The sequence below is a fragment of the Ruegeria hyattellae genome (genome assembly GCF_041537925.1).
Taxonomy (GTDB): Bacteria; Pseudomonadota; Alphaproteobacteria; order Rhodobacterales; family Rhodobacteraceae; genus Ruegeria_C.
In genome coordinates, this window is record NZ_JBGOSH010000008.1 from 1 (window position 1) to 26,338 (window position 26,338).

Sequence of the window (26,338 nt, forward strand, 5' to 3'; positions counted from 1 at the left end):
TCAAACCAGATCGACAGCGAACCTCGTCGCTTTAGGGCTGCGTTGTAGTCTGACCAATTCTTGGTTTTGTAAGTCGTCGGTGTCCAGCTGCTCATGGCTGTCAGCTACCACACTGGATTCATAACATGAATCCCATCACCCAACTGGTGCAACAAAGCCCTGCGAAGCCAATAACTGGAGATGGCTTATCAAGGTCGTGATCCAAAAACAGAGCATTTGGATTGGAATGGTAATGATAGCTACCGTCGGGCTGGGCGTGAGCATTGTGAAGATCTACACCAAAATACTGATCGTAGGACAGCGGATCGAGCAACCAGGAATCAGTATCCCGACACCCTGCCAAAACGTTGCCATTCTTGTCTGCACGCGGGCCGCTTGGGCGATAACACCCGGCTGAAAGCAAATCGACTGGCACGCCGTTCAGAAGAATTGCGTCATAGCTACGTTGTGACAGTGCAGTTTGGCTTCCGGTTTTCATTGGATTTCTGGGAATCCGAAATGTGTAGGGCAATTCCCGCACATCGTTGGCGACGTTGGCTGTCGGCCCGTTGAAGTCATGGTTAGAGATGCCGTTGGTCTTGAGGATGCAGAGCTGACTATCCACGGAGACTTTGATTTCGGAGTTAATGCGTTGCTGGCGCATGACGTCTTCCACTGAAGCAGAATACACTCCAGCATAGTCCGCGCAGTCTCCAGACCGGTTGCTGAGCAAAAGATTGGTGATGTCCTGAGCCGCGTTCTGAGCATGAGCCTGAACGGCCGTAAATCCTGTTAGAAGCACGCTGAATGTCAAAACACTCACTCGCATGGTTCGATCTCCTTAGGGTTTTCAGAATTCCAAAAATATGTTGCTCAATGAGAGTTGCTGTCAGTCACTCTATCCTTAGAACGCGACGCGGTCCCCTCCTTTCAAGTCCAGGATTTCTCTCGCTTCGTCGGCAGTTGCGACCTGACTGCCCAGATCTTCTACGATGCGTCGAATTTTAGCGACTTGCTGAGCGTTGTTTTCAGCCAGTTTTCCACGAGAGATGAACAGGCTGTCCTCCAGTCCTACACGAATATTGCCACCCATCTGGCTTGCCGTCGTGGCAAGCGACATCTGCGCCCCGCCAGCCCCCAAGACTGACCACCGATAGTCGTCACCAAAAAGTCGGTCGGCCGTGCGTTTCATGAAGATCAGGTTGTCGACCTCGGGTCCGATGCCGCCGAGGATGCCAAAGATGAACTGAATAAAAATGGGTGCCTTGAATAGCCCGATATCCATGCAGAATTTCAGGTTGTACAAGTGGCTGACATCGTAACACTCGTGTTCGAATTTGATGTCATGTGGGGCCAGAGTTTCCGCCGCCTCGCGAATGTCCCGGAACGTATTGCGAAAGATGTTCTGATCGGAATTTGCGACATAGTCCTTCTCCCAATCAAACTTCCAATCGTCATCGCCATACCGGTTAGCTAGCGGATGAAACGAGAAGTTCATCGAACCCATATTCATAGAGCACATTTCGGGGCTGAAGGTCTTGGCCGGATTGATCCGGTCCTGAATGGACAAAGTCAGCGACCCTCCGGTCGACAGGTTCACGACAGCATCCGTCGCTTGTTTGATGCGCGGCAAGAAAGGTGCGAAGTCATTCGGGTCGACCGATGGTGAGCCGTTCTCGGGGTTGCGCGCATGCAGGTGCAGGATCGACGCTCCGGCCTCCGCAGCGTCAATCGCCTGACGCGCGATGTCATCATAGGTGTACGGAAGTGCATCCGACATGGTTGGCGTGTGGATAGCCCCGGTTACGGCGCATGTGATGATCGTTTTTTTCTGACGGGCCATAGGTTCAGTTTTCCTTGGATTGTCCGATGTGCTTGACGCGATAGCCCAGCGGGAAAAGTTGCAGGTCATAGCGGCTGCGGATAACGCCCCAGATGCCTTTTGGCGCCTTGAGCATGACAACGATTGCGACAACGCCGAGAACGATCAGATAAGTTGTACCGAGGTCTGCGAGTGTTTCGCGCAGGGCGAAAAAAACCAGCGTTCCAATAATCGGCCCTTCGATGGTGCCGATGCCGCCGATCACCACGATGAATATGACAAAGGCGGTCCAATCATTGACGCTGAACGCCGCATCCGGCGAGATGCGTAGCTTTTGCAGGAAGATGAGCGCACCGATCATTGCCGTAAACGCTGAGGTGACAACATAAACGATGAATTTTGTGCGCCAAATATCAATACCCAAGCTGCCGGCTGCGAGTTCGTTGTCGCGAATTGCCGTCAGCGCCAACCCTTGCCGCGAGCGTAGGAAGAGATACACGGCTGTCACCACCAGAACAGCGGCCCCGAGCGCCAGCCAATAGCTAAGCGCTTCTCGCATCGCACGACCCGACGCCAGCGATTTCACGATGGCAACGGGGAGCGAAGACCCCGATCCCCCTCCAAGCGCAGAGATTTGTGCGAAGCTCAATCGAAAGACTTCGGCAATGACCCATGTACCTATGGCAAAATAAGCGCCGCGGAGCCTGAAGATCAGAACAGCAACCGGGATTGAGATCAAAGCCCCCAGCACTCCCGCCGCTGCGATGGCGGCCAACGGGTGCAGCCCGCCCAACATCGTCAACGCAAAGAGCATATAACCACCGAAGCCCACATAGGCCTGCTGACCAACCGAGACGAGACCGGCGTAACCCGCCATAAGGTTCCAAAGGGTGGCGAGGGACAGGTAGAGAAACAACTCGCCCATCAGTCGCATGTCAGCGCGGCCCGCCCACCAGGGCGCTGCTATCAGAACGAGTAGAGTGACCGCGGCAAGGATCGCAGCAACCCGGGCTGCTTTTGACGATCGAGATACGGAATAGTCCTGCAGGTTCATCCTGAAATCCTCGGGAAGAGGCCGTTCGGACGAATGGCAAGAATGACAAGAAAGGCGATATGGCCAGCAAGCACCTGCCAACCCGGATCGATCTTGGCACCGATGGTCTGCGCAACACCAAGGATCACGCCGCCGACCAGTGTACCCCAAAGGTTGCCGAGCCCCCCGATAATGACGGCCTCAAAGCCAAAGATCAGACGACCGCCGCCGATTGAGGGATCAAAGCTAGTCCGAATCCCAAGCAGGATACCGGCAATCGCAGTCACACCCAGGGCCAGAGCCATGGCCAGACCAAAGATGTGCCGACGATTAAGGCCCATGAGCTGGGCGATGTCCTGATTGTCTGAAACGGCACGGAAGGCACGCCCCAGAGCGGTATGATAAAAGGTCCATTGCAGCCCCCAGATCACCGCGATGGCGATACCGAAGGTGAGAAGCGGTAAGATTCCGAGTGCCACACCGCCCACGGCAACGCTTGCTGTTTCCAGCGCACCGGCATTCAATGTTTGGGGGTCTGCGGTGTAGACCTCCAGCAACCCGTTCTGGATGATCACGCTTAGGCCGAAGGTGACAAGCAAGGGCGGAAGAATATCGTCTCCTAAAGTTTGGTTCAGAAGGCCGCGCTGAAGGGCATATCCGATCAACGCCATGGCGGGAACAACGATCACCAACGCGGCCATCGGATGCATTCCCGTCGCGGTCGTAACCGTCAGCCCGAGATATGCGGCCAGCACAATCAGGTCACCATGGGCAATATTGACCAGCCGCATGACTCCAAAGATCAATGACAACCCAGCCGCGAACAGAGCGTAAAGCCCGCCTAGCAGAGTTCCCTGCACGATAGCGTTCAGCCATTCCATGTTATTCGATCCCGAAATAAGCGCGTGAGATGTCTTCGCGCGAAACGGTGTCAGACGCGCTTTCCAGCGAAACGCGCCCCTCTTGCAGGCAGTAGACCCGGCTCGAGACCGACAGTGCCTTGGTGATGTCCTGTTCAACGATGATCGCGCTCATGCCCTCGCCAATGATACCGGGCAGCGCTTCGTAGATGTCTTTGATGATGATCGGCGCCAGCCCGAGGCTAACTTCGTCAAAAAGGATCAGATCGGGATTGGCCATGAGAGCGCGCCCGATAGCAACCATCTGCTGTTGACCGCCAGAGAGCGAAGTAGAGGCCTGATCTTTTCGCTCTTCAAGGATCGGAAATAGATCGTAGACGGCTTTCAGATCCCAGGGGCCTTTGCGGCCAACCTGAGCTCCTATCATCAGGTTCTCTTTGACTGACAAAGAGGGGAACAATTGGCGACCCTCTGGAACCATCGCCAGGCCAAGTTCTGCAACCTCGTCTGCGCGAAGACGGCTGATATCCTGACCCCGATAGAGAATCTGACACGGTCCGTTCGTCAGCAACCCTGTGATGGACCGCATCAAGGTGGTTTTTCCCGCACCATTCGCACCGATGATGGCAAGCACTTCGCCCTCGCCCACGTCCAGTTCGACGTCGTAGAGCGCTTGGAAGTCGCCGTAGTAAGAGTTCAAACCGTGTGTCTGGAGAATGGGATCAGGCATCGGCTTCGATCCCCAGATAGATTTCTTTGACTTCAGTGCTTTCCATGATTGTTTGCGGCTCGCCTTCGGCGATCTTTTTTCCGAAATCGATGACGATCAGGCGGTCCACAACGGCCAGCAGCGCATGCACGACGTGTTCGATCCAGATGATGGTGACGCCGGAGGCATGAATGTCCCTGATGGTTTGAACTAGTGAATTACACTCGGCTTCGGTAAGTCCACCGGCGATTTCGTCCAGCAGCAGCAATCTTGGCTTGGCGCAAAGAGCGCGTGTCAGTTCCAGGCGTTTTCGTTCCAGCAATGTCAGGCTGCCCGCAAGAACGTTCGCCTTTGGCAACAGTTCCGTTTGGTCCAATACTTCCAGACAAAATCGTTCAGCTTTGTGTCCATGCAGTCCAGCCGACTGTGTTGCAGCTATCATTGCGTTTTCGAAAACGGTCATGCCCGAAAAGGGCTGCGGGACCTGAAACGAACGTGCAATCCCTGCATGGCTGCGCCTTGCGGCGCTCCATTTGGTGATATTCTGCCCATCAAACTCGATACGTCCGGAATTCGATTTCAACGTCCCTGTTATCAAGTTGAACATTGACGTTTTGCCGGCGCCATTGGGGCCGATCACCCCCAGCGCCTCACCTTGTTGGACCTGATAGCTCAGCGCGTCGGCGACAGTGACCGCACCAAATGCTTTGCTCAGGTCTTGGAGATTCAGGATTGTTCTCATGCTTCACTCGGATGGAGGGTTCGGCGCCATGATCGGCGCCGAATGTCTGGTCAACCCAGCAGCTTCATATCTGCCGTAACCGGAACTTCCGGTGCGGTGTCGTTTGCAACGATCTGCAGTTCGTAGGCGTCCCCGGACTTTTGCCACTGGCCACCGACCAGTGGCGTCTTGGTGACGTTGTTCATCGGCCCATCACCCCAGTTCACCTGCCCGACGATTGTGTTCAGGTTGGTGGACGTTATCGCCGAGATGATCGAAGAGGGGTCTTCCAGATCATCTGCACGTTTGATGACATCCGCGACGACCTCGAACAGAGCGTGTTTGAAGCCGAGCGGTTGCGTCCACGGACGCCCCGACTCTGCCGTGTACCCTTCTGCCAGTTGTTTTGAAGAAATGCCGGTCAGCGAAGACGAGAACGGGTGGTGTGGAGACCACCAGACCTCGGTCGACAATCCGTCGCCACGATCGCCGAGCGATTCAATGACAGACGGGAACAATAGGGCCTTGCCGATCGTGACGACCTTGGGGTTAAACCCTTGCTGTGCGGCCTGACTCCAGAACGTCGCAAAATCCGGCGGGATCATGTTGCCGGTAACGATTTCACATCCAGCCGCTTTAAACGCTGCAATCTGGTTTGAGAAGTCATCGGACAGCGGCTGATAGCGACCGGGATCGGTGAGCGTGTATCCGGCGGAGGCAAGCGGTTTGGGCAGACCCAGTTCCGCATCACCCCAAGCATTGCCGTCGGCATCGTTGGGGAAAAGACCGCCCACTGTCTTGGCCACTCCGGTCTTTTCCCACATGTCGAGGAACGCGGCGATAACGTCTTCAAGACCCCAGAAGAAGTGATAGGTGGTCTCAAACCCTTCACCCGGAACGCCGTTGCGGCCAAAGAAATACGGCTGCCATGGGCAGTCGGTCGTGATGCAGGGGACTTCATTGATCTCTGCCTGATCAGCAACAGGGTTCACCGTGTCCGGCGTTGAAGCCGCGACGATGATATCGACCTCATCACCCAGAATCAGGTCAGCGGCGACCTCGGCAGCGCGGTTTGGATTAGACTGGCTGTCTTTTGAGATAATCTCGACATTCCATGTCTTGCCATTGTTGTCCAACCCGGCCGAAAAGACCTGCTGGATGGCTTGCAGCACATATTCATCGGCCTCGGCAAAACCGGCCAGTGGCCCGGTGCGCGGGCTGACATTACCGATCCGCAGCGTCGGGTTCGCAGCATAGGCACGCGTTGCCCGGAGTATGGCCGGAGCAGCAATTGCCGCCGTGGCCCCGGCTAAAAAATTGCGCCTTGTGGCTGTCTTAAATGTCCTTGTCATTGCGTCCTCCCTTCACCGGCCTCCCGCCAGTGTTTGATTGATCTTACAAAGTCTTTTCGAGATTTTTCAGATGTTTCGCGACGCGCTGGCGAACTTCATCCGCCTCGCCCTCGGCCCATTTTCTGAACCCTTCGCCGGATTTCATGCCCAGCTTGCCAGCATCGACAAGCGCCTTGAGATAGGATGAAGGGGCCTTGTGCGCTTCAAGATCGTGCAGCACGTTTTCGTGGATATCGAGCGTCAAATCAGTGCCAACAAGGTCAGCGTTCTCTAGCGGCCCAAGCACTGCCAGCCGGCGGCCAAAACTGGACTTTATCACGGTATCGACCGCCTCTGCGTCGCAGATACCGTTTTCCACCAGGCTGACCGCTTCACGCCATAAGGCGTGCTGAAGCCGGTTTCCGATAAAGCCAGGCACATCCTTTTCGACCATCACCGGAGTTTTTCCGGCATCCTTCAATAGATCGTACATCGTCTGCGCAGTCTCTGGGTCTGTCCACTCAGTCTTGATGACCTCGACCAACGGGATCATATGCGGCGGGTTCCACCAATGCGTTCCGAGGGCCCGGTTTTTCAGCCGCAAGCCAGACATGATCTGAGTGATCGGCATGACTGAAGTATTGGACGCGAGAATGCAAGTCTCTGGTGCGTGCGCCTCGATTTCAGCAAATATCGCTTGCTTCAGCTCCAATTTTTCCGGCGCCGCTTCGAATACTGCGTCGGCATTTCGAACCGCACTTTCCGTTATCGCAAAGACCTCAATCATCTTGAGGGTCTTTGTGATTTTAACCTCGTCATCCCCCATCGCCGCCATGCTGGCGCGAATGCGTTCTGACACCGTATCCCGGGCTTCTTTCACCGGATCCGTGATAGCGACGTATTGACCGGCCTTCGCTAAAGTCAGGGCAATTCCATGGCCCATAAGACCTGCGCCAATCACTGCCATCTGCTGCTTCTTACGCACCATCATTTAACCCGCCGTATATCCACCGTCGGCATGAAGGATATGCCCGGTGTAAAAATCTGATGCCCGCGACGCGAGAAACAGCAGAGGACCGGCAAGGTCTTCTGGCTCACCCAGTCGCCCCTTTGGAACACGGGTAAGGAAGCCATCGCGCACCGCTTTGGCCTCGTCGGTTTCTTCGAACATCCAAGCTGTTAAAGGAGACCTGAACACTGTCGGAGCGATCGCGTTGACGGTAATTCCAATCGGCCCGAGCTCACACCCCAAGGCTTTGGTGATCCCGTTTACTGCGGCCTTTGATGCGCAGTACGCTGTATAGCCAGCCGGGTGGCCAAGGATACTGCGAGCGGAACTGACGAAGATGATTTTGCCGTATTCGCTGACCTTCATCTGTGCCGCAGCCGAACGCGCGAGTAACCAGCTTTGATTGACGTTGGCATCCATCACCGCATCGAAGGTTTCGGGAGCCATTTCGTTGATTGGCGCAACTTTGTTCATGCCGGAAGCGACAACGAGAATGTCCAGCTTGCCAAAACTGTTGACCGCTTCATCGACCAATGCGTCGCATGACGCCTCATCGTTTGGGCGTGTGTTCACTGTTACAACAGCAGCTCCGAGCTCCTCGCACTCTTTGGAAATCTCATCGAGCGCTTGTTGGTTGCCTGCTGCCAAAACCAAGTTGCAACCAGCCCCGGCCAGAACACGTGCAGCCACCATGCCAAAAGCCCCAGAGGCCCCCGTGATCAGTGCGACATTGTCCTTAACATCAAACATCTTGAGTGGATTAGACATACTATTCGTCCTCAGCTTTCTGGCGGGTACGGAATGACGACAAGCATCTTGCAGGTGTAGTTCGAACGGTTTTCAATTTTGCGCACTTCGCCAGGCGCAACCGTGCAGCTGTCCATGGGTCCCAAGGTGGTTTCCATTCCATCAACGATGACGGTCATTTCGCCGTCCAAAACCACGTAGACCTTCTCGAACGGCGTAGAGTCCGGCCCCGCACCTCCACCCGGCAGGAACTGACTGAATCCGATCCACTGATTTGTCGGCCCGCCTTCCTCGAACCCCTGCAGCCGAAGCCCGTGGCATCCGAAGTGGTTCGGTGCTTCGTAGGGTTGGGCGTCTTTAAACCGCTTTAGATGCATGTTCGTCTCCGCTTATGGTTGGAGAGAGGGCGGCCGCCGGCGAACCGGCGACCAGTCCGTGAGTGTTCAGAAATCTTCGCCGGCTTCGATGCGGTAGGACTGGTTCTTGTCGATCATTGCGACCAATCGGATGATGCAGCCATCACCACGGTCCCAGTTCCAAGGAAAGAATGCAAAGGTGCATCGCTTGCCGGTCACCGCATCAAGGTCACCGCCAACATTTTCAATTCCAAGAATACCTTTGGAGAACAGCATGTTGTGCACCGGTTCCCACTCGGGGAAATCCACCTCCCAAGGCGTTCCACCTGACCACTCAAGATATTCCTTCTCGAGATGCGGCATGATCGGACCGTTTCGCTGCGGGCCAATAGCCGTTGCCAGCGGGTGATCGTTTGCCTGGGTGTCATGCCCGACAACTTTCACACCTTTTTCGATCATCCATTCGGCGGCCGAAGGGACAAGACCTGGACAGTAGGCGAAGTAGTCACCATCTTCGTACTGCTTGTGCCAACCGGTGTTGATGATCAGAACATCGCCTTTGCGAATTGCATGCCCGCAAGCTTTTTCCAGGTCATCGCCTGTGATTTGCTCCCACTTCTTTTTGGGAACCGAAACCACCAGGCCCGAACCAAAGAAATGCGGCAAAGGCACTTCATCAATGAACGGCGTTCCCTGAACAACGTGCGCCGGTGCATCGATATGAGTGGTCACGTGCATGGTTGTGGTAATCGTTTGCGACAAGACGCCCGACTTGGCCATGTAGTGTTTGCGGTCGATCTGGACGTCTTTGAAATAGGGCCAGTTAGGGCATTGAAACCCGTATCTGTGACTCAGGTTGTAGAACTCCAACCCCATGTCATTGTCGGTGTTGCTCTGGAACTCGATGCCGCGGATTTCAACCATTGGGCATATCTCCTCTGTTCGCCGACGAAGCGGCGTTGGTCGATTTGAATTGTCTGGGTGGCCTCCCCACCTGTCCCGTATCATGATGCATACGCACCACATCGCGGTCAACTTAAAACTCACATTGCGGTTGACTTGCACCGCATTGCGATACAATGTGCCTGAGTACTCAACACCGATATGCGGTGACAGAAAAAAGTGTGAGGGCAACTTAAGTGTCTGATAAAAATGACAAAGGTGGAATTCAAGTTATTTCACGAGCGGCTTCGATACTGCGTGTTCTGAAGGAAAGCCAGTCCGGGATGAGCCTGGGGAAAATTGCCGAACGCGTTGACCTGCCCCGCTCTACGGTACAGAGAATCACAAGTGCCCTTGCGGAAGAGAAGTTTGTTATTTCCGACGCGAATGGAGGCGGTCTGCGGCTCGGCCCTGAACTGAACGCCCTTGCGGGGGCGGCTCAATACAGCATTGTCGAGCACTGCCGGCTTCTCTTGACAGAACTGACGCAAAAGACCGGAGAAACAACTGACCTCGCAGTTATGCGCGGTATCGGTATGGTTTTTCTCGATCAGGTTCCCGGCGTGTACCGTTTGACGACGGTCTCGCAAGTGGGTGAAGTGTTTCCATTGACCACCACCGCGAATGGCAAAGCGTGCCTTGCCCAACTCAGAAAAGAGGATGCGATCAAGCTAATTCGAAACGAATGGGATCGGAATGGTATCCAGAGGAACTTAGATGAGTTCTTGTCCGAGCTGGCCGTGATCCGAGAACAGGGTCTTGCCTATGATTTGGACGAACATTCCGCCGGCGTGTCGGCAATTGGTTTTTCCTTCGTCGATTGGGTTGGAGATTTGCACGCAATCTCCATTCCGGTACCAACGACCCGATTCTCACGACAAAAAGCAACTATTGAACAAGCGCTTCTTGAGACAGTTGACAATATCCATCAAACTTTTCAGTGACCTGACAGGCGAAGTTTGGGTTCGGTTGAACCGTGTACCCCGACTGACTCAATCGTATACGATAATTGGAAAAGGCTCGGGAGAGCACTTTCTTGAAGAGAAAAGCTCAGATACCAAGGTCTACAACGGTCTCCAAAACCGCAAGCCAGATAGCCCATTTCCAAGCCGTTAACACAAGCGCTGTGTTAAGGCACTTTGGACAGTGACTCCAAAAATGCAGCTAAGTCTGCAATCTCCTGCTCAGACAATTTTAACTCCGAAAGAATGGCTTCACCGTCGGCGTGTAACCTTTCCGTATCAATTTCGCTGTAGTGCCTGATCACCGCATCCAAGTCGATCAGGCTGCCGTCATGCATGTAAGGCGCGGTTTCGGCCACGCCCCTCAGGCTTGGCGTACGAAAGGTCCCAAAATCAGAGTGGCTCCTGCGTACATTGCGAACCACCCATGCACCGTGCTTTTCCGGATCGTCGCTCCAGTTGCCGTCCAATGTGTAAGCGCTTGAAAGCAAAGAGTTTAATCCACCGAACCGCCCTTCGTCGACCTCGGTTTCGCTAAGAAAATATGGTACGCTAGCGTCATGGAACTCATTGTTGGAAAATCTCGGACCATTGTGGCACAAAACACAGTTTCCACGCCCTATGAACAGCTGAAGACCTCGCTGGGCAGCTTCGGGGTAGTTCGCAGCCGCTGCTAAATCTTGGTTCTCCAATGCATCGCGAAAATCGTCAAATTGTGTCCGGCCGGTAGCCAACGTTTCCAAGTAAGCGGATAGCGTTTTGGCAGAGTTCACCAGAACAAGTTCTGGATCTTGAATCTGGATGTCGCCAAATATGGCTTCAAAATCATCAATGTAGATACTTTCCGAGATAGCTGTTTTTAGGCTTTCTTTACTGTGCGCCATCTCATGTTCTTCGATGATCGGATGTAAGCTGGCTGCCCACAGGCTATCGCTCTTACCGCCCCATCCATACCAGCGGAGACCGGCAAGGTTCCGCAGGGATGGTGTGTTTCGATCTAACAGGACGCGACCAAATGCTCGCGCATCGGACGTGGTAAATGCCTGTTCAGGGTCATGACAACTTGCGCAAGAAAATGCACCGTCGACAGACAACACTGGATCGTTGAATAAGGCCGCCCCGAGCGCAATCGCTCTTGTATCGTTTGAAACCCTGTTGCTTGGGTCCGGCTGGAAGAACGGCGGCCATGGTCCGAAGGACAGCGTTTGTTGAATTTCGCTATCAGACAACAGGACTTCAGCACGAACGGCCCCCGCTAGGACTACAAACGCCGCCGTCACCAGAACCTTCATTTTAGCACGACATCGGAAGTGTAGGATACCGATCGCCCGCCAAAGTTGGCGTCAACTCGCAGTTCCCACAGCCCCGGCATGTGAAACAGCATGTTATCTGCACGGAACACCCCATCGCCTAATGCGGTGATTTTGGGGGCGTAGTTTAGCCCGTGTTGGTGAGCAGGCATTATTGCATCGACGCGCATCTCACTCACGGCAATATCATCACAGACTGTCACATGAATAAAAAACGGTTGGGCCAATGGAAATTCGTCGACTGCTACATACACCTTAGGTGCGTTTTGAGTTTCCGAACTCATGCGTTGCCCTGCCGTTTCACAAGCGACGGCCGCGCCCGATGATATTAAAAACCAGACAACCCAGCGGATCATTCTGATGCCAGTAAACGTTCTGCGTTTGCATATGCGATGTTGTCTGCGATCTGGTCCGGAAGCAAATCCAGCCATTCACGAGAAAAATCTGCATGAGGGCCTACGTAGAACCAACGCTCCGGAGCGAATGTGTCCGTACCGACCATAAACCGATCCGGGTGCGCTTTGAACGCAGCCTTCCAATCTGGGTCGACACGGCCCCGCGAGACCATATCAGAGCGAAACGCCAGATCGGCCCAAAGCCTTGGATAGGTGTCCAAGGCATCAGTTACACTGGCCGGGTCGTCGAAGCCAGAGTGGGCCCACAATACCCGAGCCTCCGGCCAGGCCTCAAAAATCAGATCAACTGCCTCTCGATCGCCGTGGTGGTGCAGAATTAGGTTCCGTTCTTTTGCCAGTGCGATCATATGCTGGATGACCGGTGTTTTGATATCATCACCATAAGCGTGAAATTCGCCGATGGCTTTGTATTCGTTTTTCGCCAGATTTGCTTCCAGGTAGCCGATTACGGTTTCATCGTGCATCCAGGAGTTGATCTCACCGCGGCGACGGTAAGGGCGAAGGGCCGGCACAACGATGTCCGGCGCTGCGGCCAACAGCAATTGGGTACCATTGTCATCCGAGCTGGAAACCAGTGCTTTGCGCACGCCTGCGTCCCGAAGGATTTTGGCTATTTGTTCGGGAGGAACTTGTTTGACGGCATCATGGCTGTAATGAATATGTGCATCGAAGATCGGTCGCTCTTCTGCAATGGCCGTACCGCAAAAAAGCGTAGCACCTAAAATTAACGTATGTTTCAGCACCTCACCATCCTCAATAGCATTTAGACTCCGGCAAGCTTCACATCGAACTTTACGTGCAAGAAAGGTTCAGTGATCTTGCCAGAAAGTTCCATGCCTTCGGGGAATTCTGAAGCCGGCCTTTCAAAATAAGTCATCACCAGGTCATCCCGAACACCAAACACTGTATCCTGATCCAAGTAAGGATCGTCGTCGGGGAAAATTTCGGTAACTAAAGATCGGTGCCCGGGTGCCTTAACGATATAGTGCAGGTGCGACGGTCGCCAAGGATGGCGACCGCAGGCGCGCAGGATGTCCCCGACAGGCCCGTCTGACGGCACGGTGTATTCGACTGGCTTGACGGTCGTGAATGCATACCTACCGTCCTCACCAGTGGTCATCAGGCCATGAAAAGAATAGGTGTCCTGTTCTTCATCCTGGCTTGCATACATTCCATTTGGCGCCGTTTGCCAGATGTCGAGTTCTGCACCGGCAATCGGATTACCCTCGGAATCCCTGATAACGCCCTCGGCCAGCAGAACCGGCCCACCGTAGTGACGCTTCATATCACCACCGAATGGCAGTGGCGGTGCGCCAGAGACGTGAAAAGGCCCAAGAACAGAAGAGCTTGTGGCGTCTGGGGTTGATTGGAGCATATCCACCAGCGATGACAGGCCCAATACGTCCGAGGCCAAGACAAACTCATGCCTGTCTTCGGTTTCCACAGCGGCACACCCCTCCAGAAACGCAATTCCCGTGCGCCATTCGTCATGCGTCAGGTTGGTTTCACGGGCGAAATCGTGGAGGTGCTTAACCAGAGACCCCATGATTTCACGCATCCGCGGATCGGTGTCCTTGGACAGGTATCCCATGAACACGTCGGTGATATTGTCTTTGGTGACAGAGCGCATCTTGGCCTCCTTAAATCAGGGCAAGGCTGAGGATCGGGAACTCGATCAGAATGAACAGAACGATCAGCATCACGAACGCGAACGGCAGCGCGCCCATAAACACGTCCTTCAGCGAGATGCGATCATCGTTGATCGTGGATTTGATAACAAAGCAGGATATGCCCAGCGGCGGGGTCAAAAGCCCAATTTCGGCTCCGACGACCGTTATGATCCCAAACCAGATCAGCGACATATCCAGCGCTTCGGCCATAGGCAGAAACAACGGGACAACAATCAGAATGATGGATGCCGTATCGAGCAATGTTCCCAAAAACAGCATCAGAAGCACGTAAAGCAGCATGATCGACCAAAAGGACGCGGAATTCCCCGCAAGCAGGTCCTGCAACTGGTTGGGCAGCCCCGCCAGTCCCAACATGCGGCTGTAGATCGAAGCCGCAGTGATCAGGAACAGGATCGCCGCTGTGATATGACCGGTTTCCAGCAACGCCTCCCAGAACGCTTTTGGGGACATGGACCTGCGTAAGACCGCGATAATTAACGCGACAAATGCCCCGGCTGCTCCTGCCTCGACCGCAGTAAGCCAGCCGGTGTAGATCCCGCCAAGAACGATAGTGATGATGCACAGGGTTGGTAGCGTTTTGGACGCGATCTCGCGCCCGGACATCCATTCGGTATCTTCGACGACGCGGCCACCGACGAACGCCGGTGTGAATCGGCCCATGGCCCAGATCGCGCCAACATAGGCGATCGCCAGCATGATCCCGGGAATGACCCCTGCCAGGAACATGTCCCCTACGGATTGTTCAGCGACAAAGGAGTAGATGATCAGCATGGCCGATGGTGGGATGATCATGCCTAAAACCGAAGATCCGGCGACCACGCCAACTGCGAAGCGCGGATTGTAATCTTGCGCCATCATCTGCGGCACTGAGACTTTGGTGAACACGGACGCCGAAGCGATTGAAGAGCCAGTCACCGCAGCAAAAACGGCGTTGGCTCCAACCGTCGCCATTCCAATCCCGCCTTTGACCTTGCGAAACCGCATGGTCATGACTTCGTAAATGTCCCTGCCTAACCCAGCCTTTGAAACTATGAGCCCCATGAAGGTAAACAGCGGGATAGTCGCGAAGCTATATTCCATCGCGCTGTCGCCGACCGCCACTTTCAGCAGGTTAAGCGCTAGCGTGAAGTTGTCCCGCATCAACCAGATCGACACGAACGAGACGACGCCCAGAGCAATGGGAATGTATACGCCTGCGTAGATCAAAAAGACGATGGCAACGACCGAGATCAGGCCAATCTCAATCGGCGTCATTCTGCGGCCCCGTCATGTTCAGGGGTGCGGATAAGTTGCGGGCGGTCCTGCGCCGTGACGACCTTGAGCAGGAAGATCACGCAGGCAAGCGCAGTACCGCACGCGATGACCAGTTTGACCGGCCACCATGGCAATGTGAAAAGACCGGGCACTCCGAAGTAGTCCTGTGTCTGCCACATGTGTAGGAATTCAGGGAATGTCACATAGGCGATCAATGCCATGAAGATCGCCGAGATGGCATTGATGATGCGCCTCAGGTTGGCTGTCAGGCCCGGGCGACGATGGTGCAGCAGGTTCAGAAATCCATCCGAGCGTGTCAGCCGGTCAACTCTGACCACGTCTGCCAACTGAAGAAAGACGATCATCACGACCGAGAATTGCACCATCTCATAAGTGCCACGCAATGGGGCTGAAAACAGGCCACGTGCAATAACGTCGACATTCAGAACAACCACCAACGCCAGGACGACGAGAGTACCCAAAGCGTTGGCGGCGATTGCAAGTGAATTGGCGACCCGCGACAGGCCAGCAACTGCGGTCTTCAGCATGAAAGGCCCCTTTCCCGGATCGCCGGACAGTTATTCGGCCGTCCAGTCACGCACTCCGGTGAAACCGGCGTCTTGAAGCTTGCCAAGATAGGCGGCCAGCATCTCTGTGCCCTGTTCACCATTGTCATTCAGTGTCGCGGCCCATTCCTGCGCGACATTCGGCATGGCGTTTGCCCATGCGGCGCGGTCTTCGTCCGAAACCTCAACGATCGTTCCACCGGCCTCAACGTAAGCATCCCGCGAAGCAGCAGCCCTGTCCATCGCGATACCGGCGACATGGTCACGGTAATCGATGGCAACCGCCGTCAACACCTCTTTGACTTCGTCCGGCAGGCTTGCCCAATAGTCTGCATTAACCGTGATGGTTTTTGAGTTCACAGCACCCAGATCGGCCTTGAGCATATAGGGCGCCACTTCAGCGATCTTGAACGTCTTCGCAGCTTCGGGCCACAGCATTCCACAATCAACCAGACCCGTCTGAAGCATGTTGTAGAAATCGGTCAGACCACCGCGTACACCCGCCGCATCCTTGATGCCTTCTAGATACCGCAAATTGAGGCCAGCACCGGCAATCTTGCGACCCTCAAGGTCCGTAACCGAGGTAACCGGTTCCGTGCAGAAAATCTGATACGTGTCGAGAACAACACCCGTGGCCAGATAGACCTGGTTCTGTGCAGCAAACTCGTTCTGCATCGCCGGGTATTCGCGCGCGATTTCATCCACCGCCTTGGCCACCGCACGAGAATCCGATGCCACAAAGGGTGTCGATCCTGAAATACCCTGGCTGGGCAGCTTCGAGGAGTGGAAGATCGTTGTCACGATACCGATGTCACCAAGGCCAAGCTGGATCCCTTCCAGAACGCCTTTCGGCTTTACGATTGAACCGCCATAATTCTCTTGCCAGTTCATCTTGTAGTTGCCGGAGTCGGCCAGTCGTTTGTCCACTTCCGGAATGAAGAAGTTGGTGAATTCTTTCACCCACAATGCCCGGTCCGGGTAGCCATCGATGACAACGGCAGAAATAGCTTCTTCTGCTGCGGCAGGCAGCGCCATGACGCTTGCCAGAGCAGCTCCGAAAAGGCTGCGTTTGGTCCAGATTTTCATTTCTCTCCTCCCAGAAAGTTGGGCCTTTTGTCTTTATTGGTTTGTTTTGACCCAGTTGACGGTCAGGTCCGTGCCTGCCGCTTCAAACAGTTTTGCGATGGCGCAATACTTGGCTGTCTCTTCGCCCACCCGTGTCAGCTCCTCCTGACTGGCGGGTGTGTCACACTTCACGGTGAGCTCGATTTCCGGAAACGGAACACCGATCTCTTCCTCCATCAGGACCCCGCGCCGGTCCAACCTGCATTTCGCGTCGATTGTCACAGTGCCAAGATCAATTCCTAACCGGTGCGCGTTCTTGTGCCCGATGACATTCGTACAGGCGATCAAGGCTGCCATTGCGGTTTCGGTCGGAGACGGGCCAAGATTTGTTCCGCCGCGTTCGACGGGTTCGTCGACAATCACATCAAGATCGCGAATTGGGATCTCGGTACGCGCATGTGTCGGGCATTGAGCTGTCGTGCGGTAAGTCACGACAGGTTTTACCTTCATAGCCACAGCGTCACCTCCTCATGCATAAGAGCAAACCTTTTCGAATGGGAAACGTGGAAGCTTCTGGAACAAACCGGTCTCGTCCGCGTAGCCCAGATTGCAAAGAAAGTTGGACTTGAGCGTCGTGCCCGCGAAGAACTCCTCGTCGACGATCTTGTTCGAAAAGCCTGACATGGCGCCGACGTCCAACCCGACAGCCCGGGCCGCAATCATGAAGTAAGCGCCCTGAAGGGTGCCATTTCGAAAGGCAGTGTCTGCCACGTAGTCGGGCTTGTTTTCGAACAATGGCCGACGATCTTCGTGCGGGAAAAGAAAGGGCAGTTCCTTCCAGAACTCCATGTCATAAGCAATGATCGCCGTGACAGGGGCATCCATCATCTTGGGCACATTCTTCGGCTTTAACGACTTGGCAAGCCGCTCTTTGCCCTCGGCGCTTTTTACAAGAATAAAGCGGGCGGGAAGAGTATTCATGCTGGTCGCGCCGTTGATCGTGATGTCGTAGATCTCTTCAAGTATGTCGTCAGAAACAGGCTTGCCGGTCCAAGCGTAGTGCGATCTGGATTCGCGCAGGATCAAGGCGATCGCGTCATCCGACAAACGTGGAATGCGGTCGCGCAGATCGCGATGATCCTGCTGCGCCTTGGCGCGAAGTGCTTCCAGTTCTGCCCCGGTTGGTGCGCTCATGCTGCGGCCACCTTAGACTTGGCGTCCTTTTCGTCGATGATCGGGCTGGCGCAGATTCCAATGCCTTCAATCTCGACCTCGACGGTCTCACCCGGCTTTAGCCAACGTGGATTGGGTTTTTTGGCGTGCCCGACACCCGGTGGTGTACCCAACGCGATCAGGTCTCCGGGCTCTAGAGTGGTATATTCCGAAATTGTCGTAATGACCTGCCGAACGCCCCAGATCATGTTGGCGGTGTTCGAGCTTTGTAGGATTTCATCGCCCACGCGGCTTTCGATCTTCAGACCGGATGCCCCATCGGGCAGTTCGTCTGGCGTTACGGTGAAAGGCCCAATTGCGCCGGTGTCATCGAAGTTTTTGCCGGGCGTCCATTGAACGGTTTTGCGCTGATAGTCCCGCAGCGACCCGTCGTTGAACACGGTGTAGCCAAAGACATAATCCAGTGCGTCCTCTTCCGAGATATGCCGACCACGTTTTCCGACGATCAGCATAAGCTCGGCTTCGTAGTCCAGCTTCTCAGAACAGGCAGGCCGCACCATGGGCTGCCCCGCCGCCATGATCGAGTTCTTCCCGCGCATGAACAGCGTCGGATACTCGGGAATGTCATATCCGCCTTCCTTGATGTGGTCCGTGTAGTTCAACCCCATGCAAATGATTGTGCCGGGCGCGACTACAGGCAATGCTGGTGTGATGGACGACACAGGCACACTGTCTGCAGCGGCGATTTTGTCAGCCAGTGAGTCGGTCAGCTCAGGCTTGGCTATTAACCCCATCAGATCGGAACCGACAGCAGCGTCCAAAGCCGTTAAATTCACTGCGTTTTCACCGTTCACGGCAAAAACCGCAGTGCCTTCCGAGGTTTCGCCCACCAGGTATTTCATTTTTTCCATCCATGTCAGTTCGCTTGATTTTTGCCGACTATTTTGCAATATGTCAAATAATATCGATATTTTTGGAGACACTGATGGTTGCTTGGGCAGACTACAAATCAGAAGCAAAGAGCCGTGGAGCTCTCGCTTTTGAGCTATACGTTGCACACAGCACGCCGGCCAAAGCGCCCGAAGATGTAAAGGCGTCGCTTCCGGATCATTTGGCATATCAGGCGCAACTTGAACGCTCGGGACAGTTGGCTTTTGCCGGGCCAATGTCAGATGAGACTGGAGAGCATATGCAGGGGATGGGCCTGATCATCTATCGCGCCGACAGTCTTGAGGCCGCCCGAAAACTGGCCGAGGACGATCCCATGCACAAAAGCGGGGCCCGCTGCTTTGCACTTCGACGCTGGATGATAAACGAAGGCTCGCTAAACCTTTCAGTTGGCCTATCGACTGGAACGAGTGCCCTCAGTTAAGAGCACCAAGAGTTTGCGCCGCCAAAAAGGAAAAGTCGGATATGGACGCCATGCTTGATACCGAGGGCAAAGAAACATCAGCCACTCATGGTGCGTATCGAAGGCTGCGCGAAATGATCCTGACAGGTGAACTGCCTCCTGGACAAAAGCTAAAGATTGAACAGCTTCGTGGGCTACTGGACACTGGCGCAAGCCCGGTTCGCGAGGCGCTTAGCCTTTTGACCTCGGATATGTTGGTTGAACGGATTGACCAGCGCGGGTTCAGGGCTGCGCCAGTGAGTAAATGTAACTTCAAGGAAATCCTTCTGCTGCGGTGCAACCTGGAGGAAACAGCGCTGCGCGCCTCCATCGCCAACGCCGATGCGACCTGGGAGGACAGGCTTGTTTTGCGTCACCACCATATGAAAAAGGCCAGCCAAAAAGGGGCACATGACTTTGAAGACGCTCACAAAGCGTTTCATATGGCATTGTTGGACAATGCGAAAATGCCATTGCTGCTGCGATATTGTTCTCAGCTTTACGACCTCAATATTCGCTACCGCTATTTGGCGGCGGGCGGGCCGAGTTACAAGAAGCGCGATATCTCCGCAGAGCACCAGAAGATACTGGACGCGGCACTGGATCACGACGCGGATAGCGCAACTAGGAATTTGATCGATCACTACCGTCGAACAGGTGAGTACCTGAGCAGCCAGATGGATTCCTGAGATGCAGCGGAATTGGTTTCTGGGTGATTTATTGAACCAATTGTTGGACCGCCCCGGCAAAAGGCGGGGCAAAGATGACAAACGATCCATCGCAGAGCTTTGTGAGGCGCTTTTATCCGCTGAAGGTGAAGTATCGGGCTTCATGCTCGCCTCCACGATCCTTGATCGCTACCAGATCTTGGACGATCCGGCAAAACTCGACTTTTTCATCTATTTGAACAACCAGCTTGAGTTAGACGCAGACCAGCTTGCTGAAACGGCGCGCCTCTACGCTGATGCTCGAAGCATCGAGCTTTATCAAAAGCTTAGTGAAGTCGCGGAACCCAGGCGGCAAGAATTGCTGCGTCGGCTGAACCAACCATCTGGTGCGACGCAAGAACTTGTGGCTATGCGCGTTGATCTGCAGCGCTTTCTCAAATCCAACCCCGAACTCAAACGAACCGATATTGATTTCGTCCATTTGCTGCGAAGCTGGTTCAATCGAGGTTTTCTTGTCCTCAAACAAATCAGCTGGGACACCCCTGCTCGCGTTCTGGACAAGATCGTTGCCTATGAGGCGGTCCACCAGATCAACGATCTGGACGATTTGCGGCGTAGGCTCTACCCGCCAGATCGTCGTTGCTTTGCGTTTTTTCATCCTTCAATGCCAGATGAACCTCTGATTTTTGTCGAAGTTGCTCTGACAGCTGAAGTTCCAGACGCGATTGGTACGCTTTTGTCCGAAGGTCGAGAACCGATCGAAACCGAACTGGCAAAAGTCGCGGCCTTCTATTCAATTTCAAACTGCCAGAGGGGTTTAACGGGTATCAGCTTTGGCAATCTACTTATCAAACAGGTAGTTACCGAGCTTTCGCGAGAGCTTCAGGGGCTTGATACCTTTGTGACCTTGTCACCGATACCGGGGCTGACCCGTTGGTTGGCTGGCGAAACAGAACATCCTGAGCACGGCCATGCCGCCGAGGCCGTGCTTGCAAAAACAGCCACGCCGCAGGACTTGCGCGCTATGGCCGCCCGGTACCTGATGTTCGCCAAGCGCGAAGATGGGATGCCGCTGGATCCGGTGGCACGGTTTCACCTTGGTAACGGTGCCGAGCTTCACGAACTTCATGCTGAGGCTGATCTGTCGCCAAATGGACGGTCCCAATCCGGCGGTGCGATGGTCAATTACCTTTACGATTTAAACAAGACAGAACGTCATCACGAAGAATTCGCAACACATGCCACGATCGAAGCCTCGCGTTCAGTTCGCGCGGCTTCAACCACAGCGCTTGCGGTCAGATCAAGGGAAAATACATCGTGACCAACTCCCTCTACGACAGCCTGTTTGCCTGCCACAAAGGTAACGAGGCTTCATTCCTGCAACTCGATGATGGCCAAGTGGTTTCCTATGACGTGTTTCTGAAGCGCGCCTCGCAGATCGCGCATGTTTTGCAAAATAGCGGAGTTTCCCCAGGTGATCGCATCGTCGTACAGGCCCCAAAGCTGGCCGATACGATTGCACTCTACGCTGCTGCGGTTCAGGCAGGCGCTGTCTACTTGCCGCTTAACACTGCCTATACCATGGCAGAGTTGGAGTATTTCATCTCTGATGCACAGCCTGCGTTAATCGTCTGCGACAGCAACGACAAAGTTGAACTCGAACAATTGGCAGTCCGATCTGGTGCAAAGCTGCTGACCCTGGGTGGCGAAAATCCAAGCCTGAGCCACGAGGCAGACGTGCAGCCTTGCGTATTCGAAACCGTGGATCGCGCGCCAGAAGATCTCGCGGCGCTTCTTTACACATCAGGCACCACGGGTCGGTCCAAGGGCGCGATGCTCAGCCACCGAAACCTGCTGTCCAATGCCCAAACCCTTGTGGATTTGTGGGGCTTCACCAACGCCGATTGCTTGATTCACGCGTTGCCGATCTTTCACACGCACGGGCTTTTCGTGGCGATGAACACATCATTACTCGCCGGTTCCAAAGTTCGGTTTATGGAAAAATTCGACATTGGCGTGATCTTGGAGGAATTGCCGCACTCGACCCTTCTGATGGGTGTCCCCACTTTCTACAGCCGATTACTGGCGGATGAAGGCTTCACCAAAGAGGTCACGGGGAACATGCGTCTGTTCATTTCCGGCTCAGCCCCGTTGCTGGCCGAAACCCATGCGGCGTTCGAAACGCGCACCGGCCACCGCATCCTTGAGCGCTACGGCATGACCGAGACGAACATGAACACCTCTAATCCTTATAGTGGTGAGCGTCGCGCGGGAACTGTTGGCATGGCGTTACCCGGCACCGAGGTGATCGTAACCAACCCTGAAACTGGAGAACCGCTGCCCCAGGGCGAGGTTGGAATGATCGAAGTGCGTGGACCCAATGTTTTCAAAGGCTATTGGCAGATGCCCGAAAAAACCGCCGAAGAGCTTCGAGAGAATGAGTTCTTCATCACCGGAGATCTGGGCCAATACAGCGAAGATGGCTACCTGTCGATTGTAGGTCGGTCAAAAGACCTTATTATTACTGGTGGTTACAACGTCTATCCCAAAGAAATCGAAGACATCTTGAACGACATCAGTGGTATCCTGGAGTCAGCAGTTTTTGGCGTTCCTGATAAGGATTTCGGCGAGGCGATCATTGCCACTCTGGTTGCCGAACCCGGTGCACAACTTGACATGGAAGAGATAGCGGGGACGGTCAAGGACAGGCTTTCGCGCTTCAAACATCCCCGCGCCTACGGACTCGTCTCGGGCCTGCCGCGCAATACAATGGGAAAGGTTCAAAAGAACGTGCTGCGCGAACAGTACACGCAAAAGGAACTGACAATGGGCGCGCCCTAGCAGTCCCTCCGAATCCTCAAACCATCCAAGACCCTTAGGTCTGAGAACCTGTCTATCCACCTCAAGCCAAGTTCTTGTTACAAGGCCCAAAAAGACATTAATAAAGACCTGCGACCTTTGCCCTCAGTTTGATCAGTGATGCTACGGTGTCGATTATGGGCGTTGAGATTCCTGTAAGTTGCCCCAGTTCTTGCACCGAAGTGACCAAGGCATCAATTTCCATCGGTCGGCGCAACTCCAAATCCTGCCACATAGAGGTCTTATGCACACCGACAGCCGCTCCGCCGTCGAGCCGTTTTTCAACATCTATCGGGAATCTTACACCAAGTTTCTCACCGATTTCCTGAGCCTCAAGCATCATCCCGCGTGCCACGGAGCGTGAGCCTTGGTCGGTACACAAGACATCAAGTGTTGAGTGGGTTAGAGCTGAAATCGGGTTGAAAGACAGATTACCCCATAACTTAAGCCAAATTTCGTCCCGAATTCTTGGTCTTACGGGTGCGCGCAACCCAGCGGCGGACAGTGCAGCCGAAAACTTGTTAGCACGGCCTGATTTAGAACCATCGGGCTCGCCCAACGAAAAACGATTGCCTTCGATATGCTTGATTGATCCTGGAGCAATGACCTCGGCGGCTGGATAGACGACACATCCGAGGACTCGATCTGGCCCAAAACCGTCCCACTGAACGTTACCCGGGTCGACTGACGCCAACCTCGTTCCCTCGTAAGGACCGCCCAGTTTGTGGAAATACCACCAGGGCACCCCGTTCACTCCACTTACAATCGTTGTCTCGTCCCCGATCAACGGCTGCATTGAGTCCACGACTGCTGGGACGGAATGCGCTTTTAGTGTGATGAAGACATAATCTTGTGGGCCGAGATCGGCAGCATTGTCTGAAGCGCTTATTGGACCGCTAACCTGATCCTGCCCTTCCTCAAACAGGGTCAGTCCTTTTTGCTGCATTGCCGCAAGGTGGGGCCCGCGCGCGACGACACTGACTTCTGTGTCGGTCTGTGCAAGTTTCGCGGCAACGTAACCTCCGATAGCTCCGGCACCAAAGATACAAACTTTCATGTGTTTAAGCCTTTGCCAGTCCCAGTTTAGCGGCCAACCCAATCCTTTGTATCTTGCCAGTCGCGCCTTTTGGAATCTCTTCAAGAATAACCACTGAAGTCGGTACCTTGAATTTTGCGAGCCGCGCGCCAACAAAAGCCCGGACCTCCTGACCTTGGATCGCCGCGCCTTCTGAGAGCACCACAGCTGCCGCTATGTCTTCGCCCAGTTTTTCGTGGGGAACGGCAAAACAAACTGCCTGAGCAACGTCTGGGTGGCTTAAGAGTACAGCGTCAACCTCAAGTGGGCTGATTTTCTCTCCACCGCGATTGATGAGCTCCTTAAGGCGTCCCGTTAGTCGCAGATAACCATCTTCGTCGAATGAACCTTGGTCACCAGTGCGAAACCAAGTTTTCCCATCCACTTCAAAGAAATTGTCGGCATTTGCCAGCGGGTTGCTTTCGTATCCCGGTGTCACGTTCGGACCGCTGATAACGATTTCTCCGACTGTCCGCGAAGCAATTAGCATATTTTCCTTTTCGTCCGCAATTCTAACTTCCGGGCCTGCTGCTAATCCAACGGATCCGGCTTTTTGCATCTCGGGAGGAAGCGGATTGCAACACATTTGATGTGTGGCCTCAGTCATGCCGTAGGCCTCAATGACTGGAGCATTAAAAGTTGCCACCAACTCTTCCATTACCGGGCCTGGCAAAGAAGCAGAGGATGACCGAAGAAAGCGCAGCCGCGATTGCTCAATGATCGATTGGTTTCGTGCAGCTCGGGCAAGAATGGCTTGATGCATTGTCGGAACTGCCGTGTACCAGGTCGGATCAACTTCGACGACCTGTGAGAAAAAACTAAGAGCGTTGAACCCCGGGGCGCAGCTAATTTGAGATCCAGCACCTAAAGACGCGGCAACAGCCGCAATCAGCCCATGGATATGAAACAGCGGCATAATACTCAGGCAGCGATCGTCGATTGTCAGTTTCAAAGACGAAGCCACATTTCGCGCGGATGCGTAGATATTAGCCTGGGTCAGAGGGACGATTTTGGGACGCGACGTTGTTCCGGACGTGTGCAGTATCAGGGCGACATCATCTTCACCCGGAGCGGATGTGTCAGCCGTGCCAATTGGGTCACAAGACAAAATAGAAAACTGACCGGCCGAATGTAAGCGATCGTGAGAGGCCCTCAAGACAGCGATGCCGAGGTCCTTTGCCGCATTTACGGCGGGTCCATCGTCGTTTTCGTTTACAAGAAGGGCCTTGGCCTTCAGGTCTTTGAGGTAGAAAACGTATTCTTCGTAAGTGTACGCAGGGTTCAAAGGTGCCGTCGTCGCCACTTGGGCGACGGAGAGGAAAGCCGTCGCCATCTCCGGGCCGTTGTGCAACACGATTGCCACCCGGTCACCGCGACCTACTCCGATCTGATGGAGATCCTTTTTGACCTTTGCGCAAAGCTCGCGGACCCTAAGGTAGTTCAGCCAAGATCGACCTGGGGCACCGATAGCATTTGCAGTGCCAGGATGTGGTGCAATCAATTCAGCGACTAAATGGGGCATCCGGGGTCCGTTTACAAAAGCGTTGGCCTTATTCGTGTGCAGGGTTTGGCTCAGTACTTGCTAAGTTACGTTGACGGTCAGGCTACCCAGTTTGTCGACCGCCAGAACCATCACATCGCCTCGGTTGACTGGGCCAACGCCAGAAGGCGTTCCCGAAAGGATTACGTCTCCGGCAGCAAGTTCGAAGTAATCGCTCAGGTATGATATCATCTCAGGTACTTTCCAGATCATCTGGTTCAAATCACCTTCCTGCCTAATTTCCCCGTTCACCGATAGTTGAATTGCGCCTTCGTCAAGTGGTCCAACATCTTCCGCTTTGTGAACCGGTCCGCATGGAGCAGAGTGCTCAAATGCCTTCCCGATTTCCCAAGGGCGACCCATTTTCTTCATTTCGCCCTGTAGATCTCGACGGGTCATATCGAGCGAAAGTCCGTAGCCGTAGACATGATCCAGAGCATCTTCCACAGAGATTTTCGTGCCGCCGGATTTTAGTGCCACATACATTTCGGCTTCATGATGTACGTCTGAGCTGTGAGCAGGATATGGAAATTCCCCGGACGGATCGAGGTTGTCGGGATTCTTTTGGAAGAAAAATGGGGGTTCACGGTTTGGGTCGTGCCCCATTTCAATGGCGTGCGCCGCGTAGTTTCGACCAATGCAATAAACCCGACGTACCGGGAACATGCCACCGCCTTCTACCGGTATTTCGTGAACCTTCACCGCGGGAATTACATGATCGGGCATCGCTTTCCTCCTGAACGTTTCGTTGCCAAAGATCGGTTTGCCAATCTGTGGCCTTGTTCCGATCAATGCTGTGCCACGCCCGAAAAGACGTAGCTCTTGCCTCAGTCATCGCCAATGTGACCGTCGATTTGCAA

Annotated in this window: 29 protein-coding genes and 1 pseudogene; 5 read left to right on the forward strand and 25 right to left on the reverse strand. The window is 54.3% G+C overall.

Annotation, left to right across the window (positions count from 1 at the left end):
* The 12 genes and pseudogenes from AB1E33_RS17975 to AB1E33_RS18030 all read right to left on the reverse strand — a co-directional run.
* Positions 1-95: pseudogene (locus tag AB1E33_RS17975) on the reverse strand (IS5/IS1182 family transposase); the annotation flags it as partial.
* A gap of 23 nt (positions 96-118) precedes the next feature.
* Positions 119-808 carry a YHYH protein gene (locus AB1E33_RS17980; protein ID WP_372578651.1) on the reverse strand — a complete coding sequence of 230 codons (690 nt, stop codon included), beginning with the start codon at positions 806-808 and terminating at the stop codon, positions 119-121.
* Between the two features lie 75 nt (positions 809-883).
* A complete protein-coding gene (gene kce / locus AB1E33_RS17985) occupies positions 884-1,822 on the reverse strand; it encodes a 3,5-dioxohexanoate:acetyl-CoA acetone transferase (RefSeq protein WP_372578652.1) in 939 nt (312 codons plus the stop codon).
* A gap of 4 nt (positions 1,823-1,826) precedes the next feature.
* Entirely contained in the window at positions 1,827-2,855 is a 1,029-nt protein-coding gene (locus tag AB1E33_RS17990) for a branched-chain amino acid ABC transporter permease (protein ID WP_108862214.1), read from the reverse strand.
* Positions 2,852-3,715, reverse strand: coding sequence for a branched-chain amino acid ABC transporter permease (locus AB1E33_RS17995; protein WP_372578653.1), 864 nt, complete (start codon positions 3,713-3,715; stop codon positions 2,852-2,854). The genes AB1E33_RS17990 and AB1E33_RS17995 overlap by 4 nt, the downstream gene beginning before the upstream one ends.
* Before the next feature lies 1 nt (position 3,716).
* Positions 3,717-4,424 carry an ABC transporter ATP-binding protein gene (locus AB1E33_RS18000; RefSeq protein ID WP_372578654.1) on the reverse strand — a complete coding sequence of 236 codons (708 nt, stop codon included), beginning with the start codon at positions 4,422-4,424 and terminating at the stop codon, positions 3,717-3,719.
* Complete coding sequence (locus AB1E33_RS18005) at positions 4,417-5,145, reverse strand: ABC transporter ATP-binding protein (protein ID WP_372578655.1); 729 nt, start codon at positions 5,143-5,145, stop codon at positions 4,417-4,419. The genes AB1E33_RS18000 and AB1E33_RS18005 overlap by 8 nt, the downstream gene beginning before the upstream one ends.
* A 50-nt stretch (positions 5,146-5,195) precedes the next feature.
* Positions 5,196-6,476, reverse strand: coding sequence for an ABC transporter substrate-binding protein (locus AB1E33_RS18010; protein WP_372578656.1), 1,281 nt, complete (start codon positions 6,474-6,476; stop codon positions 5,196-5,198).
* A gap of 43 nt (positions 6,477-6,519) precedes the next feature.
* Positions 6,520-7,446 carry a 3-hydroxyacyl-CoA dehydrogenase family protein gene (locus AB1E33_RS18015; protein WP_372578657.1) on the reverse strand — a complete coding sequence of 309 codons (927 nt, stop codon included), beginning with the start codon at positions 7,444-7,446 and terminating at the stop codon, positions 6,520-6,522.
* Positions 7,447-8,232 (reverse strand): SDR family NAD(P)-dependent oxidoreductase, encoded by a 786-nt coding sequence (locus AB1E33_RS18020; RefSeq protein ID WP_372578658.1) that lies wholly within the window; start codon positions 8,230-8,232, stop codon positions 7,447-7,449.
* Positions 8,233-8,243: 11 nt separating this feature from the next.
* Positions 8,244-8,588, reverse strand: a complete 345-nt coding sequence (locus AB1E33_RS18025; protein WP_372578659.1) for a cupin domain-containing protein — start codon at positions 8,586-8,588, stop codon at positions 8,244-8,246.
* Positions 8,589-8,654: 66 nt separating this feature from the next.
* Positions 8,655-9,593 (reverse strand): cyclase family protein, encoded by a 939-nt coding sequence (locus AB1E33_RS18030; protein ID WP_372578868.1) that lies wholly within the window; start codon positions 9,591-9,593, stop codon positions 8,655-8,657.
* Between the two features lie 113 nt (positions 9,594-9,706).
* Here AB1E33_RS18030 and AB1E33_RS18035 point away from each other — a divergent pair, with 113 nt between their 5' ends.
* Positions 9,707-10,453, forward strand: a complete 747-nt coding sequence (locus tag AB1E33_RS18035; RefSeq protein ID WP_372578660.1) for an IclR family transcriptional regulator — start codon at positions 9,707-9,709, stop codon at positions 10,451-10,453.
* 185 nt (positions 10,454-10,638) lie between these two features.
* On the opposite strand, the gene AB1E33_RS18040 is transcribed toward AB1E33_RS18035, so the two are convergent.
* Genes AB1E33_RS18040 through AB1E33_RS18085 form a run of 10 tightly spaced genes read right to left on the reverse strand, consistent with a single transcriptional unit; the run spans position 10,639 to position 18,848 of the window.
* Positions 10,639-11,763 (reverse strand): cytochrome-c peroxidase, encoded by a 1,125-nt coding sequence (locus tag AB1E33_RS18040; protein ID WP_372578661.1) that lies wholly within the window; start codon positions 11,761-11,763, stop codon positions 10,639-10,641.
* Positions 11,760-12,137, reverse strand: a complete 378-nt coding sequence (locus AB1E33_RS18045; RefSeq protein WP_372578662.1) for a hypothetical protein — start codon at positions 12,135-12,137, stop codon at positions 11,760-11,762. Before AB1E33_RS18045 ends, AB1E33_RS18040 begins: the two co-directional genes overlap by 4 nt.
* Positions 12,134-12,940: an amidohydrolase family protein gene (locus AB1E33_RS18050; RefSeq protein ID WP_372578663.1), complete on the reverse strand. Its 807-nt coding sequence runs from the start codon at positions 12,938-12,940 to the stop codon at positions 12,134-12,136. The genes AB1E33_RS18045 and AB1E33_RS18050 overlap by 4 nt, the downstream gene beginning before the upstream one ends.
* A gap of 20 nt (positions 12,941-12,960) precedes the next feature.
* Complete coding sequence (locus AB1E33_RS18055; RefSeq protein WP_372578664.1) at positions 12,961-13,827, reverse strand: dioxygenase family protein; 867 nt, start codon at positions 13,825-13,827, stop codon at positions 12,961-12,963.
* A 10-nt stretch (positions 13,828-13,837) separates the two neighbouring features.
* A complete protein-coding gene (locus tag AB1E33_RS18060) occupies positions 13,838-15,142 on the reverse strand; it encodes a TRAP transporter large permease (RefSeq protein ID WP_372578665.1) in 1,305 nt (434 codons plus the stop codon).
* The gene (locus AB1E33_RS18065; protein WP_372578666.1) at positions 15,139-15,690 is read right to left on the reverse strand and encodes a TRAP transporter small permease subunit; all 552 of its coding nucleotides are present in this window, start codon (positions 15,688-15,690) and stop codon (positions 15,139-15,141) included. Before AB1E33_RS18065 ends, AB1E33_RS18060 begins: the two co-directional genes overlap by 4 nt.
* Before the next feature lie 30 nt (positions 15,691-15,720).
* Positions 15,721-16,794 (reverse strand): C4-dicarboxylate TRAP transporter substrate-binding protein, encoded by a 1,074-nt coding sequence (locus tag AB1E33_RS18070; protein WP_372578667.1) that lies wholly within the window; start codon positions 16,792-16,794, stop codon positions 15,721-15,723.
* Between the two features lie 33 nt (positions 16,795-16,827).
* Positions 16,828-17,283 carry an OsmC family protein gene (locus AB1E33_RS18075; protein WP_372578869.1) on the reverse strand — a complete coding sequence of 152 codons (456 nt, stop codon included), beginning with the start codon at positions 17,281-17,283 and terminating at the stop codon, positions 16,828-16,830.
* A gap of 18 nt (positions 17,284-17,301) precedes the next feature.
* Positions 17,302-17,967, reverse strand: a complete 666-nt coding sequence (locus tag AB1E33_RS18080) for a malonic semialdehyde reductase (RefSeq protein WP_372578668.1) — start codon at positions 17,965-17,967, stop codon at positions 17,302-17,304.
* Complete coding sequence (locus tag AB1E33_RS18085; RefSeq protein WP_372578669.1) at positions 17,964-18,848, reverse strand: fumarylacetoacetate hydrolase family protein; 885 nt, start codon at positions 18,846-18,848, stop codon at positions 17,964-17,966. Before AB1E33_RS18085 ends, AB1E33_RS18080 begins: the two co-directional genes overlap by 4 nt.
* Before the next feature lie 23 nt (positions 18,849-18,871).
* On the opposite strand from AB1E33_RS18085, the gene AB1E33_RS18090 reads away from it, so the two are divergent.
* Genes AB1E33_RS18090 through AB1E33_RS18105 form a run of 4 tightly spaced genes read left to right on the forward strand, consistent with a single transcriptional unit; the run spans position 18,872 to position 22,845 of the window.
* The gene (locus AB1E33_RS18090; RefSeq protein ID WP_372578670.1) at positions 18,872-19,318 is read left to right on the forward strand and encodes a YciI family protein; all 447 of its coding nucleotides are present in this window, start codon (positions 18,872-18,874) and stop codon (positions 19,316-19,318) included.
* A gap of 41 nt (positions 19,319-19,359) precedes the next feature.
* The gene (locus AB1E33_RS18095; RefSeq protein WP_372578671.1) at positions 19,360-20,025 is read left to right on the forward strand and encodes a GntR family transcriptional regulator; all 666 of its coding nucleotides are present in this window, start codon (positions 19,360-19,362) and stop codon (positions 20,023-20,025) included.
* Position 20,026: 1 nt separating this feature from the next.
* The gene (locus AB1E33_RS18100) at positions 20,027-21,325 is read left to right on the forward strand and encodes a malonyl-CoA decarboxylase (protein WP_372578672.1); all 1,299 of its coding nucleotides are present in this window, start codon (positions 20,027-20,029) and stop codon (positions 21,323-21,325) included.
* Complete coding sequence (locus tag AB1E33_RS18105) at positions 21,322-22,845, forward strand: malonate--CoA ligase (RefSeq protein ID WP_372578673.1); 1,524 nt, start codon at positions 21,322-21,324, stop codon at positions 22,843-22,845. The genes AB1E33_RS18100 and AB1E33_RS18105 overlap by 4 nt, the downstream gene beginning before the upstream one ends.
* 97 nt (positions 22,846-22,942) lie before the next feature.
* Here AB1E33_RS18105 and AB1E33_RS18110 read toward each other — a convergent pair whose 3' ends face one another.
* Genes AB1E33_RS18110 through AB1E33_RS18120 form a run of 3 tightly spaced genes read right to left on the reverse strand, consistent with a single transcriptional unit; the run spans position 22,943 to position 26,204 of the window.
* Positions 22,943-23,920 carry a 2-dehydropantoate 2-reductase gene (locus tag AB1E33_RS18110; protein WP_372578674.1) on the reverse strand — a complete coding sequence of 326 codons (978 nt, stop codon included), beginning with the start codon at positions 23,918-23,920 and terminating at the stop codon, positions 22,943-22,945.
* Positions 23,921-23,924: 4 nt separating this feature from the next.
* On the reverse strand, positions 23,925-25,460 hold the full coding sequence (locus AB1E33_RS18115) for an acyl--CoA ligase (protein WP_372578675.1): 1,536 nt from the start codon (positions 25,458-25,460) through the stop codon (positions 23,925-23,927).
* A 60-nt stretch (positions 25,461-25,520) separates the two neighbouring features.
* The gene (locus AB1E33_RS18120) at positions 25,521-26,204 is read right to left on the reverse strand and encodes a fumarylacetoacetate hydrolase family protein (protein ID WP_372578676.1); all 684 of its coding nucleotides are present in this window, start codon (positions 26,202-26,204) and stop codon (positions 25,521-25,523) included.
* Positions 26,205-26,338 lie beyond the last annotated feature (134 nt).

Excerpts from the sequence above, each read along its gene's own strand:
- AB1E33_RS17980 (WP_372578651.1), bottom strand. The coding sequence starts at position 808 with ATGCGAGTGAGTGTTTTGACATTCAGCGTGCTTCTAACAGGATTTACG.
- kce (WP_372578652.1), bottom strand. The coding sequence starts at position 1,822 with ATGGCCCGTCAGAAAAAAACGATCATCACATGCGCCGTAACCGGGGCT.
- AB1E33_RS17990 (WP_108862214.1), bottom strand. The coding sequence starts at position 2,855 with ATGAACCTGCAGGACTATTCCGTATCTCGATCGTCAAAAGCAGCCCGG.
- AB1E33_RS17995 (WP_372578653.1), bottom strand. The coding sequence starts at position 3,715 with ATGGAATGGCTGAACGCTATCGTGCAGGGAACTCTGCTAGGCGGGCTT.
- AB1E33_RS18000 (WP_372578654.1), bottom strand. The coding sequence starts at position 4,424 with ATGCCTGATCCCATTCTCCAGACACACGGTTTGAACTCTTACTACGGC.
- AB1E33_RS18005 (WP_372578655.1), bottom strand. The coding sequence starts at position 5,145 with ATGAGAACAATCCTGAATCTCCAAGACCTGAGCAAAGCATTTGGTGCG.
- AB1E33_RS18010 (WP_372578656.1), bottom strand. The coding sequence starts at position 6,476 with ATGACAAGGACATTTAAGACAGCCACAAGGCGCAATTTTTTAGCCGGG.
- AB1E33_RS18015 (WP_372578657.1), bottom strand. The coding sequence starts at position 7,446 with ATGATGGTGCGTAAGAAGCAGCAGATGGCAGTGATTGGCGCAGGTCTT.
- AB1E33_RS18020 (WP_372578658.1), bottom strand. The coding sequence starts at position 8,232 with ATGTCTAATCCACTCAAGATGTTTGATGTTAAGGACAATGTCGCACTG.
- AB1E33_RS18025 (WP_372578659.1), bottom strand. The coding sequence starts at position 8,588 with ATGCATCTAAAGCGGTTTAAAGACGCCCAACCCTACGAAGCACCGAAC.
- AB1E33_RS18030 (WP_372578868.1), bottom strand. The coding sequence starts at position 9,593 with ATGTGGTGCGTATGCATCATGATACGGGACAGGTGGGGAGGCCACCCA.
- AB1E33_RS18040 (WP_372578661.1), bottom strand. The coding sequence starts at position 11,763 with ATGAAGGTTCTGGTGACGGCGGCGTTTGTAGTCCTAGCGGGGGCCGTT.
- AB1E33_RS18045 (WP_372578662.1), bottom strand. The coding sequence starts at position 12,137 with ATGATCCGCTGGGTTGTCTGGTTTTTAATATCATCGGGCGCGGCCGTC.
- AB1E33_RS18055 (WP_372578664.1), bottom strand. The coding sequence starts at position 13,827 with ATGCGCTCTGTCACCAAAGACAATATCACCGACGTGTTCATGGGATAC.
- AB1E33_RS18060 (WP_372578665.1), bottom strand. The coding sequence starts at position 15,142 with ATGACGCCGATTGAGATTGGCCTGATCTCGGTCGTTGCCATCGTCTTT.
- AB1E33_RS18065 (WP_372578666.1), bottom strand. The coding sequence starts at position 15,690 with ATGCTGAAGACCGCAGTTGCTGGCCTGTCGCGGGTCGCCAATTCACTT.
- AB1E33_RS18070 (WP_372578667.1), bottom strand. The coding sequence starts at position 16,794 with ATGAAAATCTGGACCAAACGCAGCCTTTTCGGAGCTGCTCTGGCAAGC.
- AB1E33_RS18075 (WP_372578869.1), bottom strand. The coding sequence starts at position 17,283 with ATGAAGGTAAAACCTGTCGTGACTTACCGCACGACAGCTCAATGCCCG.
- AB1E33_RS18080 (WP_372578668.1), bottom strand. The coding sequence starts at position 17,967 with ATGAGCGCACCAACCGGGGCAGAACTGGAAGCACTTCGCGCCAAGGCG.
- AB1E33_RS18085 (WP_372578669.1), bottom strand. The coding sequence starts at position 18,848 with ATGAAATACCTGGTGGGCGAAACCTCGGAAGGCACTGCGGTTTTTGCC.
- AB1E33_RS18095 (WP_372578671.1), top strand. The coding sequence starts at position 19,360 with ATGGACGCCATGCTTGATACCGAGGGCAAAGAAACATCAGCCACTCAT.
- AB1E33_RS18100 (WP_372578672.1), top strand. The coding sequence starts at position 20,027 with ATGCAGCGGAATTGGTTTCTGGGTGATTTATTGAACCAATTGTTGGAC.
- AB1E33_RS18110 (WP_372578674.1), bottom strand. The coding sequence starts at position 23,920 with ATGAAAGTTTGTATCTTTGGTGCCGGAGCTATCGGAGGTTACGTTGCC.
- AB1E33_RS18115 (WP_372578675.1), bottom strand. The coding sequence starts at position 25,460 with ATGCCCCATTTAGTCGCTGAATTGATTGCACCACATCCTGGCACTGCA.
- AB1E33_RS18120 (WP_372578676.1), bottom strand. The coding sequence starts at position 26,204 with ATGCCCGATCATGTAATTCCCGCGGTGAAGGTTCACGAAATACCGGTA.